Origin of the sequence: Pseudoalteromonas sp. BSi20480, assembly GCF_000241365.1 — a bacterium.
GTDB classification, from domain to species: Bacteria; Pseudomonadota; Gammaproteobacteria; order Enterobacterales; family Alteromonadaceae; genus Pseudoalteromonas; species Pseudoalteromonas marina.
The window spans coordinates 82,913-98,311 of sequence record NZ_BADX01000166.1; the positions used below are offsets into that span (position 1 = coordinate 82,913).

Sequence of the window (15,399 nt, forward strand, 5' to 3'; positions counted from 1 at the left end):
TCTTATTGTTGGCCAACAGAGCTGACTATCTTGATCTGTCTCTCATCTGGTACCTCTTGATAAGACATCACCCTTAAACCTGGGATGGTGTACTTAACAAAACGAGATAACACAGTGCGTAACATTCCCGACGTTAGCAATATTGAAGGTTCACCGGACATTTCTTGATTTTGATGCGCTTCATTTAGTGACACTTGAAGTCGCTCTGCAAGTCCTGGTTCTATACCGGCACCTTCGTCGCCTGCATTTTGTAGTGACTGATGCAACATCTGTTCCAACTCAGGCGCCAAGGTTATGACAGGGATTTCTGAAGACATGCCTACAGCGTCTTGAACGATTAATCGACGTAATGAAATACGTACTGCAGCCGTTAGCACATCAGGGTCTTGACTACGTGGCCCATACTCAACAAGGGTTTGTACAATTGAGCGCATGTCACGAATTGCAACGCCCTCATTAAGTAGATTTTGTAGTACTTTTACTATCACAGTTAACGGTAATACGTCAGGGACTAAACCTTCAACTAAGCGAGGGTGGCTTTTACCTAACATATCTAATAAGTTCTGTACTTCCTCGTGACCTAAAAGCAGTGCTGCGCTGTTAGTAAGCAACTGGCTAATGTGTGTAGCCACAACCGTCGCTGAATCTACCACGGTATAGCCTAGCGATTGCGCTTCGTCTTTTTGATCTGGTTTTATCCATACCGCATCAAGCCCAAAAGCAGGGTCTTTAGTTTCAACCCCTTTAATTGGCCCAAATACTTGACCTGGATTTATTGCCAACTCATCACCATGCTTGAGTTCACCTTCACCGGTAGATACCCCCATAAGCGTAATTCTGTATGCATTAGGGTCAAGCTCTAAGTTATCGCGAATATGTACGGGTGGAACTAAAAAACCCAGCTCTTGAGAAAGCTTTTTACGTACTCCCTTAATACGATTTAGTAGCTCTCCGCCTTGAGACTGGTCAACCAAAGGAATTAATCTATAGCCCACTTCTAAGCCAATTACATCTACTTGCTGAACGTCGTCCCAGCCTAGTTCTTTTTGCTCTTGCTTGTTGGCAACACCCGTACCAGCAGTTCCATTTGCAGCAGCCTCGGCTTCTGCTGCAGCCACTTTTAATTTACTTTGTTGAGTGTAATAAGCTAAATAACCTAATAATGCACCTAGGCTTAAAAATGCTAAATGAGGCATGCCAGGCACTAAGCCCATGGTAATTAATATGCCAGAGGCTATAAATAAAGATTTTTCGTTGCCAAGTTGTTTCTTAAACTGGTCGCCCATATTGAGAGACTCGTTTTGGCGTGTTACTACAATTGCGGTACCAATTGATAGTAGTAATGAGGGGAGCTGAGCCACTAAGCCATCACCAATCGTAAGGAGTGTGTAAACTTCCATAGCTTGGCCAAAGCTTAAGTCATGCTGGATCATGCCAACAAATAGACCACCAACAATGTTGATAATTAAAATGACGATACCCGCAATAGCATCACCTTTTACAAACTTACTTGCACCATCCATTGAGCCATAAAAATCGGCCTCGCGGGTTACTTCTTCTCGGCGATCGCGCGCTTGCTCGGCACTAATAAACCCTGCGTTTAAATCAGCGTCAATTGCCATTTGCTTACCAGGCATTGCATCAAGTGTAAAACGTGCAGATACCTCAGAAATACGCCCTGCACCTTTAGTGATTACTACAAAGTTAATAATAATCAGAATTAAAAATACCACTAAACCAACAGCATAATTGCCGCCAATCACAACTGAGCCAAAGGCTTCTATTACCTTCCCCGCAGCATCTCCTCCATTATGTCCCTCTAACAATACAACACGTGTACTGGCTACGTTAAGTGCTAAACGCATAATTGTGGCGATAAGCAACACGGCCGGAAACATACCAAACTCAACGGGTTTCATGGTGTAAACCGTGACGAGTAGAACCACCAACGCTAACGCAATATTGAATGAAAAAAGGATATCAAGTAAAAATGGCGGTAACGGTAAAATGACCATTCCCAAAGCTGCAAGCACAAGCAAAGGCGTCCCTACGCCTTTTGCATATTCTTTTTTATCTGCATTAAGTTGTTGTAATACCGCTTTAAAACTCATAATTCTACAATTTCAAAAAATTGACACTACGTAGAATTAGCAATAACTATTCCAAGTTAATAAATGAGTAATATTAATACCTGTAGGCATCAGGAATGGGGAGCTTTTTATTAAGCTTAGTCGGGCGTTTTCCGCGACCTTTATTGAAGCGTTTTAGCTGAAAAACATAAGCTAGCACCTGTGCAACGGCAGTAAACAGTTGATCAGGTATTTGTTCTCCTACTTCTGCGGTATGATAAAGCGCTCGAGTAAGCATTGGCGACTCAACAATGGGTACATCATTACCGCTTGCCACTTTTCGAATTTGCATAGCCAGTTCATCCACGCCTTTAGCAAGCACTATAGGTGCTCCGGCTCGCTCAGTGTCGTATTTAAGAGCAACAGAATAATGCGTTGGGTTGGTAACAACTACATCGGCATCGGGCACGTCTTGCATCATTCTTTTTTGAGACATTTGTCTCTGAGTTTGCCTAATACGCGCTTTTATTTGAGGGTCACCTTCAGAGTTTTTGTACTCATCTTTTACTTCTTGCAGTGTCATTTTTAACTGCTTATGGTGAGTATGACTTTGATACGGGGCATCGATTGCTGCAATAATTACCAATGTGCACGACAATGCCAAAAACATCCACGAGAGGATTTCGAGCGCATGGATAATATTATTAGGTGCAGACTCAATACTTAAGTAGAGTATTTCGTCAAAAAAAGTATTAATTAAAAAAAAGGCAAAACTTGCGACCACTAAAAACTTTAAAATAGCTTTAGTAAGCTCTACCGCAGCTTGAGGGCCAAACATGCGTTTAAAGCCTTTAAATGGAGACATTTTACTTGCTTTAGGAGCGGCTGCTTGCCAACTAAAATTAAAGCCACCCAGTAAAGTATTACCTATAATGCCCGCAAATAAAATAATGAATACAAACATAGCCATAGGAAAAATAAGCGCGTCGGCAACACTGGACCAAACCGCAAACATTTTAGTGGTGTCGTAGGTTTCATTTCGATTAAGACTGAGCATTCTGCCCATAATATTGTATAACCCCTTACCAATTTCAGGGCCGTACATTAACAATGAAATAGCTGAAAATATAAGAACAAACATGGTGCCTAATTCTTTTGAACGAGCAACCTGCCCTTTCTTTTTAGACTCTTCTATTTTTTTCCCTGTGGGTTCTTCTGTTTTTTCTTGACCTGAATCTTCAGCCATAACAAACTCCTAAGGTGAACAACCAACTAAGGTACACATTAGTTCGATCATTTTAAGCCACTGAAATTCAAATTGCAGGATGAAGTTGCCCAGTGTTGCCCAAATAATGACAAGCCCTGCTACAAGAGTGAATGGAAAACCAATAGCAAAAATATTTAACTGAGGCGCCGCACGGGTCATAATACCAAATGAAATATTAATAACTAGCATTGCTGTCAATGGTGCAAGTGAGAGCACTAAAGCCGTTGTAAACATCCAACCGCCCCACGTTACAATATCCCAGTAATGATCTACTGACCACCAATTACCATCAATTGGCAGTACCTCAAAGCTATGTACAACCATCTGTATCATCATTAAATGGCCGTTGAATACAAAAAATAATAGTGTTGCTAAAATAAGAAAAAACTGACCAACAGCCGGAACGCTGGCTCCATTTGAGGGGTCAATGACAGAAGCAAAACCTAAACCGGTTTGCATAGCAAGTATCTGACCTGCCAATACGAAGGTATTGAGTAACAAGGTAGAAGCAAAGCCAATCGCTATTCCAATAAGCATTTGCTGTATGACCACTAAAATCATTTCAAACGAAAACAAGTTAGTAAATGTAGCTGGAGGAAGAACAGGCACAACCAACAGAGTCACGACCACTGATAAACCCAGCTTTATACGTGTTGGCACATTTTTAGCGCCTAACCCCGCCATTATCATAATCATGGAACTAATACGTACCAAAGGTAGTAAAAAGTCGCTCAACCATTGAATGACAACTGAAAACGGGTACTCCACTTGCTAACCTGCAATTTCGGGAATGAGCAACACCAACCGGGTAAAAAAGTCCATAAGTTCTTGTGTAAACCAGTGACCACCAACAATTAATGCACTTATAGTAATTACCAAACGCGGTAAAAAACTCAACGTTTGTTCATTGATAGACGTAGCCGCTTGAAACACCGCCACCACTAGGCCAATAATTAAACCTGGAACAACAATAGCCGATACTAATTTAATAACTAAAAACAGTGCATCGCTAAGAATATCAACAAAAATTTCTGGTTCCATGCTGTAATCCTATCTTTTAGTTACATTCAAAAAATACATACTATGTGCCTAAACCAAAGCTTTTGGCGAGGGTTCCCATCACTAAGCTCCAGCCATCAACAAGTACAAACAGCATTATTTTAAAGGGTAAGGAAACAATCATGGGGGAGAGCATCATCATACCCATAGCCATGAGTACAGACGCAACAACTAAGTCGACGATTAAAAAAGGTATAAAAAACATAAATCCTATAATGAACGCGGTTTGCAGTTCGCTTGTTACAAATGCGGGTATAAGAACTATGAGCGGAGTTTCTTCAGGTGACTCTAGCTTGTCGTAGCCTGCTATTTTGGCAAATGTTTCTAAGTCTTTTAAACGAACCTGCGAGAGCATAAATGCTTTCATTGGCTCTTTTGCAAGCTCCAATGCTTGTACCGACGTAACTTGCTCATTTAAATAAGGCTCTATGGCTACGTCATTAACCTTTTGATAAATAGGCGCCATGATAAAAATACTTAAAAATAAAGACATGCCCAACAGTACTTGATTAGAGGGCGTTTGCTGCAAACCAATTGCTTGGCGTAAAATTGCGAGTACAACAATGATACGTGTAAAAGACGTCATCATGATTATGGCTGCCGGTATAAAACTCAGCGCCGTCATAATGGCTAAAACTTGCAATGTCACCGAGTAATCTTGTGTGCCATCTGCGTTTGTTGTGATAGTAAGCGCATCAATACCTTCAGCGCTTACGCTTGGAACAAACACAATGGCAAAAATAATTAGCAGCCACTTAGTCATAGGTTTAGTTCTTTTTATTTTGTTTCGATTTGGGGTTTAACAGTTTACTAAATTGCTTAGCAAGTTCTGGGATTTCTTTTTCACTCAGTGGTGATTCTAATTTATGAAGGTAATTAATACTGTGCGGCGTGACGCCTAATAAATGCTGCGCATTATCAATTTCTACCACCATTAAGCGTTCGCGTGAGCTTAAGGGAAGACTTCGAACCACTTTAAATTCATCACTGTTTGCCAAATTAGGATTAAGTTTTTTTACAAAAATAGCCAGAACAACAATGAGCACTAGCACCACAATAAGCGAAAGCACCATAGAAATTAAATCGCCCGTAGGCGTAACTGACTCTGTTTTTGTAAATACAGATGCTGTTAGCGCAAAAAAGGCACTCATCGTAACTTTTTGATCCGCTCTACTTGGCTGATAACATCCGTTAGGCGAATACCAAACTTATCATTTACCACCACCACTTCACCGTGAGCAATTAAGGTACCATTAACCAATACATCTAATGGCTCACCAGCAACACGATCAAGCTCAACTACAGAGCCTTGGTTAAGTTGTAGCAAATTACGAATATTAATTTTTGAGCGTCCAACTTCCATCGATATGGTCACTGGGATGTCTAAAATTGTATCGAGCTTGCGCTTTTCTTCGCCTGTTATTTCGCTTTTTTCATCACTTAATTCATCAAGTTCGGCAACTTGCGCTTCGCCAGCATCATCACCACCTTCAGCCTCAGCAAGTGCGGCTGCCCATTCGTCCATTGTGTCTTGATCATCGCTCATACGTTTAACCTTTTAATCAATTACCAGTCTAAGTCTACACCGTCTGAAAGGTGTAAATCTTCTTCTAATTCTGCTAACTCTGCATCTGAGTCAATTTTCTTGCCGCCTTTGGTAAATACATGCAGCTCAGATTTAACTGAATCAGGACGTTTAATTTTTTCGCTAATTTGCAACGCAACATTATCACGAGAGCGGCCCATTTTAGCTCTAAACGTGGGTAGCTCTTCTACAAATACAGTTATATGCTCTGGCATTTCAACAGGAATAATATCACCTGCTTTAAGCTCCATTATTTGTTGAAGTGTTAAGTCAACTTCTAAAAGCTGAGTTGACATGTCAACCTCAACATCCATTATTTCATCTCGTAATGCCTTACTCCAACGCAAGTCGGTATCTTCAGTATCTGACTGAACACCCGCATCCAAAAGTTCCCTTATTGGTTCGAGCATTGAATATGGCAAGGCAATATGAAAATCACCGCCGCCACCATCGAGTTCAATATGAAAAGAGCTAATAACCACAACTTCAGTCGGGCTAACAATATTAGCCATTGCTGGGTTTACCTCTGAATCGAGGTACTCAAACGACACGTCCATTACCGGTGCCCATGCCTCTTTATAATCTTCAAAGATTATTTTTAGCAACATTTGCACGATTCGGCGCTCTGTAGGGGTAAATTCACGGCCTTCAATTTTTGCGTGGTAACGACCATCACCGCCAAAAAAGTTATCCACCAAAATGAATACTAACCGTGCTTCCATGGTGATCAGGCCGGTACCCTTTAAAGGTCTGAAACGCACCATATTCAAGCTTGTCGGTACAAATAATGTATGAACATACTCACCAAACTTTATCATTTGAACGCCATTAATAGACACTTCCGCTGTGCGGCGCATCATATTAAATAGGCTAATTCGCATATGGCGAGCAAAACGCTCATTAACAATTTCCAGCGTCGGCATGCGACCACGTACGATACGATCTTGCGAAGAGAAGTCATATTGAAGTGTACTTCCATCACCTTCGTCACCGTCGTGTATATCTTCCTCTTCGACCTCATCAACACCATGTAATAGCGCATCAATTTCGTCTTGGGATAATAAGTCGCTCACGCTAACCCCTTATTGCATTACAAAGCCGGTAAATAATACCCGCTCAATTACTTTGCTGCCTTCAACGTCATTTAAGGCAGTTTGCACTGTCTCTAGCGCAGTAAAACGCAGAGTTTCTTTACCTGCACTGGTACTAAGCTCGTCAGCAGTAGTGGTCGAAAATACACTGAGTAACTTACCTTCAATCAGCGGAATATGCTTTTTAGCTGTTTCTTCATTTACCTCACCACGTACCAAAAGTTGCACTTTAATTTGTACAATTCTATCTCGGCTCGAGCCCGGAACGTTAAAAACAAAAGGTCTTGGCATCGCAACATAAAGCGCACTGCCTATTTCTGCGGATGACCCAGAAGCTTCTGGCGCTTCCTCTGAAAGGGTCGTTTCTTCATCTAATGTTTCAACAGGCTCATCCGAGCCCGACATTAAAAAGAAACCCGCAGCACCACCTACAACGAGCAGTACTGCTGCAATAATAATTATCAGCTTTTTTTTACTTTTTGGCGCTTCTTCTATTTCTAAACTTGTTTCTTCAGCCATCATGATTCCTTATATCGCAAAGGTATTTGCTTGTTTTAGTTATTATAATAGCAGTAGTTAGGCATAGTAATCTATTGATGATGATGTTTGTTGCTCAGAAGTTTGTTCTGGGCTATTTGATGGCTCATCACTTTCACTATTTGCCGCTCCATTTTTGGCCAATTGCTCACCCGCCCCCGATTCATTTTGCTCTGCGTTTTCACCACCTGACTGGCCATATGAAATAGTACTTTCACCAAGCTCCAACCCCTGTTGTGCTAACATTTCGCGTAAGCGAGGCATAGATTGTTCGAGTGCTTCTTTGGCCTGTTGGTTTTGTACCACAAAGTTAATTTGTGCTTGTTCTGCATCGCTACGAACTCGTATTTGCATGCTGCCCATCTCAGGTGGATCCAGACGAATTTCAGCCTCTTTGTTATTAATGCTTAGCATTGAACTAACGCGCTCTTGCAGTAACTTGGCCGCGTCACTTTTAACTATGTTAATCGCCTGCATCATACCAGGATCAATACTTACCTGCTTTGTCTGTGCTGTACTTTGTAACTGCTGATTTTGAATAGCTTGTTGATCCAACAAGCCCATTTCATAATCAAGCGAATCATAATAGCTTTGGGCACTGGTTTGGGTTGTATTTAAAGCATTAGTTATATGGTTAAACACCTGCATAACTTTAGCGGGTGACTGCTCAGCCGTGGTATTTTTTAGTCCCCTCTTTTTGTCAATTGCTCAAGCGCTTTTGTAAGATCTTCATCACCAGTAGGCTGTGCTGCTAATTTAGTTGGATCAGCGCTATTTTCAGAGCCTGATTTCACACTCACTTTTTGTGGTCTGTTTACCGTATTTGGTGTTTGTGAAGCTACAAAAGTAACTGGTTTTGTTATCTCTTCACCTTTTACCGGTAAGGTAACCACTTTGTCTATTTGCGATTCATTTGTTTGCGGCAAGTTTTGTGAGTCATTTACAGCTTTTTGCGATACCGTAAATTTAGTGTCTGATGATTGATTCGCATTTTCCGCAACCAACACTTTTAGCTCACCAATCGCTTGCTTAATAGTCGCTAACTGTTCACCTTTTGGTTGCTCGGCTTTAATAAAGGCATTTAATTGAGTCAGTAATGCCTGCTTTTCAGTCCCTGAAAGCGTATTAAACTGCTCGCTGGGTGACGACTTAACGTCAGTGCTTTGTGTCTGTTTATTATCTGTTATGAATTGGGTAAGCATTTGCTTTAAAACCGTCAATTTTTCAGCTTTGCTTGATGCGTCAAGCATTACTGGTTTAATTTCAGTCTGTAATTTTGTTAGCTGCTCAGGCGTTAGGCTTGCTAATACTTTATCTGTTTTAAATGCATTTACATCTTTAGCAATGAGTGTATTTATCGCGTTTTCAGTTTCAGTTATGTTTGAGTTGGGTGAAGTTGCTGTGAGCGTATTTTCTGTTAGTTCCGCAACTGTATTTTTAGCTATGGTATTTTGAGCTAAAGTATTGGCGTTAACTTTACCGCTATTCTCTACTGTGCTTTGAGTAGTAACTATTTTATCAACATCCGTTTTTAAAATAGTCTGATCAGAATTGACACTCACGTCAGAGAACACTGAACTTTGTGAAGCTGTTATTTTATCCGTAAAAATGCCTTTGTTAGTATCTGCTCCATTATCTTTTGTATCAAAGCCCTGAGTTATACTTTGCGCTTCTGCAGGGTGTTTAACTTTATCCGATTTTATATTTAGTTCTGCTTCAACAGCCTGAGCAAGAGACGTTTTATTTTGTCTTTGTGAATTTGACGAGTCATTAATATCTTCATCATTTACTAAACTTGCCACACCGCTTGTGTTGTTATCAGTAAGTGTTGCATGTGGTCTTATTATTTTACCTACTTCATCTTTAACAGGTAAATCTTTTGCTGGCACAGCAACATAGCCTTTAACCGGCAGTTTCTCTTTTAAATCAGCAATAACAAGCGGTGTTTTATTTGTTGATGTATCTGCAAGGTTTATATCTTTTGCTTTTTCACTTGGCTTTGTAACCTCAGTGTTCATTAGTTGAGATGAATTGATCTGCTCCAGAATATCGCTTCCAGACAAATTTATTTGGGCAATGTCTTCATCATCTGAATCACTGTTTAATTTTTCATTAGTAACTGATGAGGAATCTGCTGAGGCGGCAGATAAAGTATCTGTTTCAGGCTTATTAATCTCTTTTTTTATTGGCTCAAATGTAGTGTGAGCATCTTGCAACTGAGTAAAAAATTCAGTACCTGATTCATCGGCAGAATCAGCTAAGCTACTGTCTTTAAATGCTAAAAAAGACTCTTTATCAGCCGAAATTGAAACAGAAATATCATTCATCGCCATAAGTCACCTAATACGGTTACGGCAACATGTCACCGCACATTGCCCAAAATTAAATACCACCCATTAATAAAGCAATAAACGTGCCTAACTTAAGAAAGCTTGCGACGCTGAAAAAATTGATTAGATGTGAACTCATCCAGCATTTTTTGCTCGCTTTTAGCTACCACAGCTGCTGCTTTTATTTTTTGATTTTCAATCAATTTAGCCACCGCTTTAGCCTTTATTTGCTGTTTTAACCACAACGTTTTTCGCTGTGAAACAACTTGCTTTGCCGTATTTACAGTACTTGCTTGTTGCCGAATAGCCTCTTCAATTTTTGCTATAAACGCATGATACTGCCCAAAACCAGCGCTTGATAAACCTGATTGACCTTTTAAATGTAACTGTTGAGAGTATTCAAGCCTAAAGTCATTTAAGCCTTGAAGTTTTTGCTGGTTTGCTTGCAGGTTTTGATTAGCTTGCAAATAACTCATACGTAAACTTTCTTCTTTGTCGCTTTCAAGTTTTAGCAGCAAGTCAAATTTGTTTTTAGCCATTACCCTTGACCTAATAATTGGGCTAGCCCTTGCAGCCCATCGTCATAACTTATCACATCACGCATACCTTGCTGTAAAAACCCGTTTACTCTTGGCATCATATTTATTGCTTGGTCGAGCATGGGATCAGTGCCCTTTTGATAGGCGCCTAATGTGATCATGTCTTTATTTTGTTGGTACATTGAATACACTTGTTTAAGTACTCGCGCTTGTTGCATATGAGGCTCTGAAACCACTTGGGGCATAACACGTGATATAGATTTTTCGATATCTATTGCTGGATAATGGCCGCTGTCGGCTAACTCACGAGAAAGTACAATATGGCCGTCTAGTATGGCGCGTGCAGCGTCTGCAATTGGGTCTTGCATATCATCGCCTTCACTTAAAACGGTGAAAAAGGCTGTTATAGCACCTTGCCCTTCCCCCCCATTACCTGCTCGTTCAACTAAGGCTGGTAGTTTTGCAAAAACCGATGGTGGGTATCCTTTTGTTGCCGGTGGTTCTCCAACTGCTAAAGCAATTTCACGCTGAGCCATTGCGTAGCGAGTTACTGAATCGAGTAGCAGTAACACATTTAAACCTTGGTCTCTAAAATATTCGGCAATGGTCACTGCACTTTCACAACCTTTTAAACGCATTAATGGCGATGAATCGGCGGGTGCTGCAACAACAACAGAACGTTTACGCCCTTCTTCTCCAAGAATTTCTTCAATAAACTCTTTGACCTCACGACCACGTTCACCAACCAAACCAACTACAATGACATCGGCTTCGCTGCCCCTAGTCATCATTCCTAGCAGTACAGACTTACCTACACCAGAGCCTGCAAATAAGCCCATACGCTGACCTTGCCCTACGGTGATCACTGAATTAATAGCCCGCACCCCAACGTCCATTGGCTGGCTGATCGGACGTCTGGCTAAAGGGTTAATCGTATTTTGAGCAAACTTTAAATAATGTTCAGCGTTTATTTTACCAAGTCCGTCGAGTGGACGGCCTAAGCCATCAACCACACGCCCTAGTAGGCTCATCCCTACAGGTAATCCCAAATTATTTACTTGGGGTATTACTCGAGCACCTGGCAGTACGCCGGAAATATGATCATTAGGCATTAAGTATAAGGTTTGGTCGTTAAAACCAACAATTTCTGCGTCAACAAAACCATTCATGGTTTCAATTTTACATTGACTACCAACAGGCGCCCGCAGACCTTTTGCCTCTAAGGTAAGGCCAACAACACGCGTTAAAATACCCGCCACTGCAGGTGTGTAGGGCTTAATGTTTTGTTGATATTGCGACAAGCGTTCGCTCAAAGAAGCAATTTGCACAGACATAGTACGCCTAAAAAATATTTAGATATTACTATTATGCAAAAAGCTATCCAACGTTTCTTTGACGCGTGTTTTTAAAGTCATATCGAGCGAGGATTGCGCGGTTTTTACCTCACATCCACCTCTTTCAAGCGTGGGTTCGGGAACTAATTGCCAGTTATTGTCTGCTATAGTTTGCTCGCCATAGCTATCTTTTATAACCTCTAGATCGGTTGGGTTTAGATGCACTTTTACTTTTTCTTGTTGCGCATTTAACGAATCAATACTGTGTTTTAATGTATGTAAAATAACATCTGGCGATGTTTGTACTTCTTGGTATATAACTGCTTCAGCCAACATGCTAGCTAATTGAATAAGTTGCAACTCGGCTTGTTCATCCACTTTTTTTAGCGGTGAATTAAGTGCTTCTAAAATACCTTTAAGACTAATTAGTTGCTCTTCAATAATCGGTTTTATATCTTCTTGGCCTTGAGTTTTACCGAGCTCTAGCCCCTCTTTATAACCAGCTTCTTTTCCCTCACTAACGCCTTTTTCAAAGCCGTCAATGTAGCCTTGTTCATGACCTTGTTTAAGGCCTTCTTCATAAGCATCTTGTCTAATGCGTTCAAGCTCAACCATAGTAAGCTTTGGCAGCTCGGGTTCTTCGGGTTCATCAGCGGGCATTTCTTCGGCAAGCTCTTTTTTATAAAGCTCACTAAGGGGCGTACCATAGGCTGTTGAGCGGTTACCAAAGCTTTTTTCGTTAGGTGCTACATCGGGAATAGCCCAATGTTTTAATAATTCATCTGCTTCTTCAGCTCGAAGTGGACGCCCTTTGAGTTTGCTCATGGCTTACAAGAACTCCTCACCACCACCACCGCCTAACTGAATTTCACCCGAATCAGATAAACGACGTGCCGTTGATAGAATTTCTTTTTGGGCAGCTTCAACTTCACTAATACGTACAGGCGCCATTGCTTCTAAATCATCAGCCAGCATATCGGCAGCACGCTTAGACATATTGCCCAGTATTTTGTCTTTCAGACCGTCGTCTGCACCTTTGATTGCTTTCATTAATACATCTTGTTGTACTTCTCGTAGAATGGCTTGAATACCCCGGTCATCCACATCCATTAAGTTTTCAAATACAAACATAAGATCCTGAATTTGCTGAGACATCTCTTCGTCATGTTCACGAATAGAATCCATTAACTGCCCTTCTACGTTTGTATCTAGGTAGTTCATAATGTCTGCCGCGGCTTTTAAGCCACCCATTTTCGCAGCTTGTGCCCCTGCTTGTCCGGCAAATTGTTTTTCCATAATTTCGTTAAGTTCTTGCAGTGCAGCTGGTTGCACTTCTTCAAGGTTAGCGATTCGCATGGTTAAATCAAGACGAACTTTCTCTGGGAACTGCGCAATAATTTCTGCAGACTGCTCAGGCTCTAAGTAAGACAATACAATCGTTTGTATTTGGGGGTGTTCATTACGAATAATATTCGCCACCTGCTTAGAATCCATCCATTTGAGAGAATCAAGGCCTTTAGCCCCAGACCCCATAACAATTTGGTCAATAAGGCTGGCCGCTTTATCTTCACCCAATGCAGCAGTAAGCGCCTTTTTAATAAAGTCTTCTGACTGAAACCCTATAGTACTGAAGCTTTGAATTTGCTCAATAAATAAGTTGTGAACCGCACTTATTTTAGCCTGTGACAGGTCGTCTAACGCAGCCATTGCCATCCCAACTTTTTGAACTTGTTTAGGCTCCAAGTGCTTAAGTATTTGGGCTGCATCTTCCTCTGATAAGCTCAGTAATAAAATAGCGGCTTTATCTACACCGTCTAGCTTATCAACATCAAACGCTGCTGGGAGTTGTTTTTGTTCTTGATCTTGATCAGTCATCTTCTGTTAACCACGCTTTCACTACTTGTGATGATAGTTCTGGTTCATTGGCTACAAGGGCACGAATTGCTTTAAGTAAGTCTTCGTCGCCATGTAAATCTGGTAATTGCAGTGTACCATCGCTTGAGAAACCAATTGAAGCAGAATCAAAGTCTTTGTTTAGCATATCCAACGTGCTATCGCCAATGTCTACGCCTGCACTTAACGCATCTTCGTCATACTCTTCAAGTGTATCGTCTGGGTAAATTAAACGTTTAAGCATCGGTTTAACTACCGCCATTATGAGTACAATAATAACTAATGCACCCAGTACCAAGCGGATTATTTTCATAAACCAATCCTGCTCCCAAAGCGGCACGCTAATGTCAAAATCAGTTGCTTCGCGAACAAACGGAACCGTTACCACTTCAAGTGCATCACCACGCTGCATGTCAAAACCAACGCCACCTTGTAATAAACGACGAATATTTGACAGTTCTTCCACTGAACGCGGTGTCATTGTGGTTTCACCGTTTTCACCTACTTTTGGAATGTAGTCAACGGCCACCGACACGCTTATTCTGCGTATCACACCTGTTTGCTGGCGCTTATGTGAGATAGTTGTATCTAACTCATAGTTACGCGTCGCTTCTTTATGCGTTCTTGATGGTGAAGTTGCACTACCTGCGCCACCTTGTCCTGCTACTTCAGGGATATTAGAGTTTACTGGAGGCTGATTCGTCAGTGCACCAGGTATACCTACCGCTAAACCACCTATATTATTTTCTTCGAATGTTGTTTCGCTTCTTACTGCTGGTAAATCTGGGTTGTAGCGTTTTTGCGTCTCCTCAACAGCACTAAAGTCCATACTTAAATCAACTTGTGCAGTGTAGTTTGCAAGCCCTACAACAGGTATTAAAATACTGTCTATTTTTTCAAGATATTCTTGTTCACGTTTACGCTCTATGTCGTACTCTTTACGTGAACGTGCAGCAAGCGATGTTTGCGAGCCTGAATTTAGTAAGCGACCATTTTGATCCGTTACTGTTACACGAGCCGGCTCTAAACCTTGTACAGCTGATGCAACCATATCAACCACTGAGTCGACCTCTTCGCTATCTAGCGAACGCCCACGCTTAAGAGTAAGTACAACAGTTGCTGAAGGCTTTTTCTCTCTGCGCGCAAATACATTTTCTTTTGGAATGGCAAGCAATACACGTGCACGCGTAATATTATTGAGCTCTTCAATTGTGCGCGCTAACTGTTGTTCTCGGCCATGCTTTAAGCGTTCACGCTCTAAACGCTGACTTACACCAAACCCCATGTCTTGCATAATAATATCTGAACCCGATGTAGGGCCTTGCTCTAGCCCTTCACGAGTCATTAAAAGTTTAATATTTTGATACTCAGTTTCAGGGACGAGCACTACATTTCCATCTACTTGGTATTCAATTTTTTGTGCGTCTAAAAAGTCGAGCGTTTCAATAAGCTCTTCTGTCTGCATTTTACCAAGTGGGCGCATATCTGGCTGACGTGCCCAAATAATAATAAATATAGCAATCGCTAAACAAATGCCTAAAGCAATAACTAAAGTTACTTGGCGCAATAAATCAACGCCATTTAGCGAACTTAAGTAGCCTGATTTCTGTTCTTGTTGATCGTCGCTATCGCTTTGGTCCATTTCACCAGTAGCAAGAGCCAGATCGGTTGATTGATTAGATTGCGCCACAATAA

14 protein-coding genes and 1 pseudogene are annotated in these 15,399 nt (G+C 41.2%); all 15 read right to left on the reverse strand.

All coding sequences use genetic code 11. The features are described from left to right. Window positions 1–2: 2 nt before the first annotated feature. The 15 genes and pseudogenes from flhA to fliF all read right to left on the reverse strand — a co-directional run bounded on the left by flhA (window position 3) and on the right by fliF (window position 15,394). Complete coding sequence (gene flhA / locus P20480_RS01860; protein WP_006792751.1) at window positions 3–2,111, reverse strand: flagellar biosynthesis protein FlhA; 2,109 nt, start codon at window positions 2,109–2,111, stop codon at window positions 3–5. 73 nt (window positions 2,112–2,184) lie between these two features. Next, a complete protein-coding gene (gene flhB, locus P20480_RS01855; RefSeq protein WP_008132618.1) occupies window positions 2,185–3,315 on the reverse strand; it encodes a flagellar biosynthesis protein FlhB in 1,131 nt (376 codons plus the stop codon). 9 nt (window positions 3,316–3,324) lie between these two features. Further along, window positions 3,325–4,104, reverse strand: coding sequence for a flagellar biosynthetic protein FliR (gene fliR / locus P20480_RS01850; RefSeq protein ID WP_006792749.1), 780 nt, complete (start codon window positions 4,102–4,104; stop codon window positions 3,325–3,327). A gap of 3 nt (window positions 4,105–4,107) precedes the next feature. Then, on the reverse strand, window positions 4,108–4,377 hold the full coding sequence (gene fliQ, locus P20480_RS01845; RefSeq protein WP_008132620.1) for a flagellar biosynthesis protein FliQ: 270 nt from the start codon (window positions 4,375–4,377) through the stop codon (window positions 4,108–4,110). A 40-nt stretch (window positions 4,378–4,417) separates the two neighbouring features. Further along, window positions 4,418–5,158 carry a flagellar type III secretion system pore protein FliP gene (fliP, locus tag P20480_RS01840; protein ID WP_006792747.1) on the reverse strand — a complete coding sequence of 247 codons (741 nt, stop codon included), beginning with the start codon at window positions 5,156–5,158 and terminating at the stop codon, window positions 4,418–4,420. Window positions 5,159–5,162: 4 nt separating this feature from the next. Further along, window positions 5,163–5,546 carry a flagellar biosynthetic protein FliO gene (gene fliO, locus P20480_RS01835; protein WP_008132624.1) on the reverse strand — a complete coding sequence of 128 codons (384 nt, stop codon included), beginning with the start codon at window positions 5,544–5,546 and terminating at the stop codon, window positions 5,163–5,165. After that, window positions 5,543–5,941: a flagellar motor switch protein FliN gene (fliN, locus tag P20480_RS01830; protein WP_006792745.1), complete on the reverse strand. Its 399-nt coding sequence runs from the start codon at window positions 5,939–5,941 to the stop codon at window positions 5,543–5,545. The genes fliO and fliN overlap by 4 nt, the downstream gene beginning before the upstream one ends. Window positions 5,942–5,961: 20 nt before the next feature. Further along, entirely contained in the window at window positions 5,962–7,053 is a 1,092-nt protein-coding gene (fliM, locus tag P20480_RS01825; protein WP_008132625.1) for a flagellar motor switch protein FliM, read from the reverse strand. Window positions 7,054–7,062: 9 nt separating this feature from the next. Continuing rightward, window positions 7,063–7,590 carry a flagellar basal body-associated protein FliL gene (gene fliL / locus P20480_RS01820; RefSeq protein WP_008132626.1) on the reverse strand — a complete coding sequence of 176 codons (528 nt, stop codon included), beginning with the start codon at window positions 7,588–7,590 and terminating at the stop codon, window positions 7,063–7,065. 57 nt (window positions 7,591–7,647) lie between these two features. Next, a pseudogene (locus P20480_RS18785) lies at window positions 7,648–9,935 on the reverse strand (flagellar hook-length control protein FliK). Window positions 9,936–10,030: 95 nt separating this feature from the next. Next, window positions 10,031–10,477, reverse strand: a complete 447-nt coding sequence (gene fliJ, locus P20480_RS01815; RefSeq protein WP_008132630.1) for a flagellar export protein FliJ — start codon at window positions 10,475–10,477, stop codon at window positions 10,031–10,033. After that, window positions 10,477–11,811, reverse strand: a complete 1,335-nt coding sequence (gene fliI / locus P20480_RS01810; protein ID WP_006792739.1) for a flagellar protein export ATPase FliI — start codon at window positions 11,809–11,811, stop codon at window positions 10,477–10,479. The genes fliJ and fliI overlap by 1 nt, the downstream gene beginning before the upstream one ends. A gap of 18 nt (window positions 11,812–11,829) precedes the next feature. Further along, entirely contained in the window at window positions 11,830–12,636 is an 807-nt protein-coding gene (fliH, locus tag P20480_RS01805) for a flagellar assembly protein FliH (protein ID WP_008132631.1), read from the reverse strand. A 3-nt stretch (window positions 12,637–12,639) separates the two neighbouring features. Next, window positions 12,640–13,686 carry a flagellar motor switch protein FliG gene (gene fliG / locus P20480_RS01800; RefSeq protein WP_006792737.1) on the reverse strand — a complete coding sequence of 349 codons (1,047 nt, stop codon included), beginning with the start codon at window positions 13,684–13,686 and terminating at the stop codon, window positions 12,640–12,642. Further along, entirely contained in the window at window positions 13,679–15,394 is a 1,716-nt protein-coding gene (gene fliF, locus P20480_RS01795; RefSeq protein ID WP_008132632.1) for a flagellar basal-body MS-ring/collar protein FliF, read from the reverse strand. Before fliF ends, fliG begins: the two co-directional genes overlap by 8 nt. Window positions 15,395–15,399: the final 5 nt, after the last annotated feature.

Bases quoted from the DNA above. Each gene is read 5' to 3' on its own strand.
- fliL (WP_008132626.1), bottom strand. From the start codon at position 7,590: ATGGCTGAAGAAACAAGTTTAGAAATAGAAGAAGCGCCAAAAAGTAAA.
- fliQ (WP_008132620.1), bottom strand. From the start codon at position 4,377: ATGGAACCAGAAATTTTTGTTGATATTCTTAGCGATGCACTGTTTTTA.
- fliO (WP_008132624.1), bottom strand. From the start codon at position 5,546: ATGAGTGCCTTTTTTGCGCTAACAGCATCTGTATTTACAAAAACAGAG.
- fliH (WP_008132631.1), bottom strand. From the start codon at position 12,636: ATGAGCAAACTCAAAGGGCGTCCACTTCGAGCTGAAGAAGCAGATGAA.
- flhB (WP_008132618.1), bottom strand. From the start codon at position 3,315: ATGGCTGAAGATTCAGGTCAAGAAAAAACAGAAGAACCCACAGGGAAA.
- fliJ (WP_008132630.1), bottom strand. From the start codon at position 10,477: ATGGCTAAAAACAAATTTGACTTGCTGCTAAAACTTGAAAGCGACAAA.
- fliP (WP_006792747.1), bottom strand. From the start codon at position 5,158: ATGACTAAGTGGCTGCTAATTATTTTTGCCATTGTGTTTGTTCCAAGC.
- fliG (WP_006792737.1), bottom strand. From the start codon at position 13,686: ATGACTGATCAAGATCAAGAACAAAAACAACTCCCAGCAGCGTTTGAT.
- flhA (WP_006792751.1), bottom strand. From the start codon at position 2,111: ATGAGTTTTAAAGCGGTATTACAACAACTTAATGCAGATAAAAAAGAA.
- fliN (WP_006792745.1), bottom strand. From the start codon at position 5,941: ATGAGCGATGATCAAGACACAATGGACGAATGGGCAGCCGCACTTGCT.
- fliI (WP_006792739.1), bottom strand. From the start codon at position 11,811: ATGTCTGTGCAAATTGCTTCTTTGAGCGAACGCTTGTCGCAATATCAA.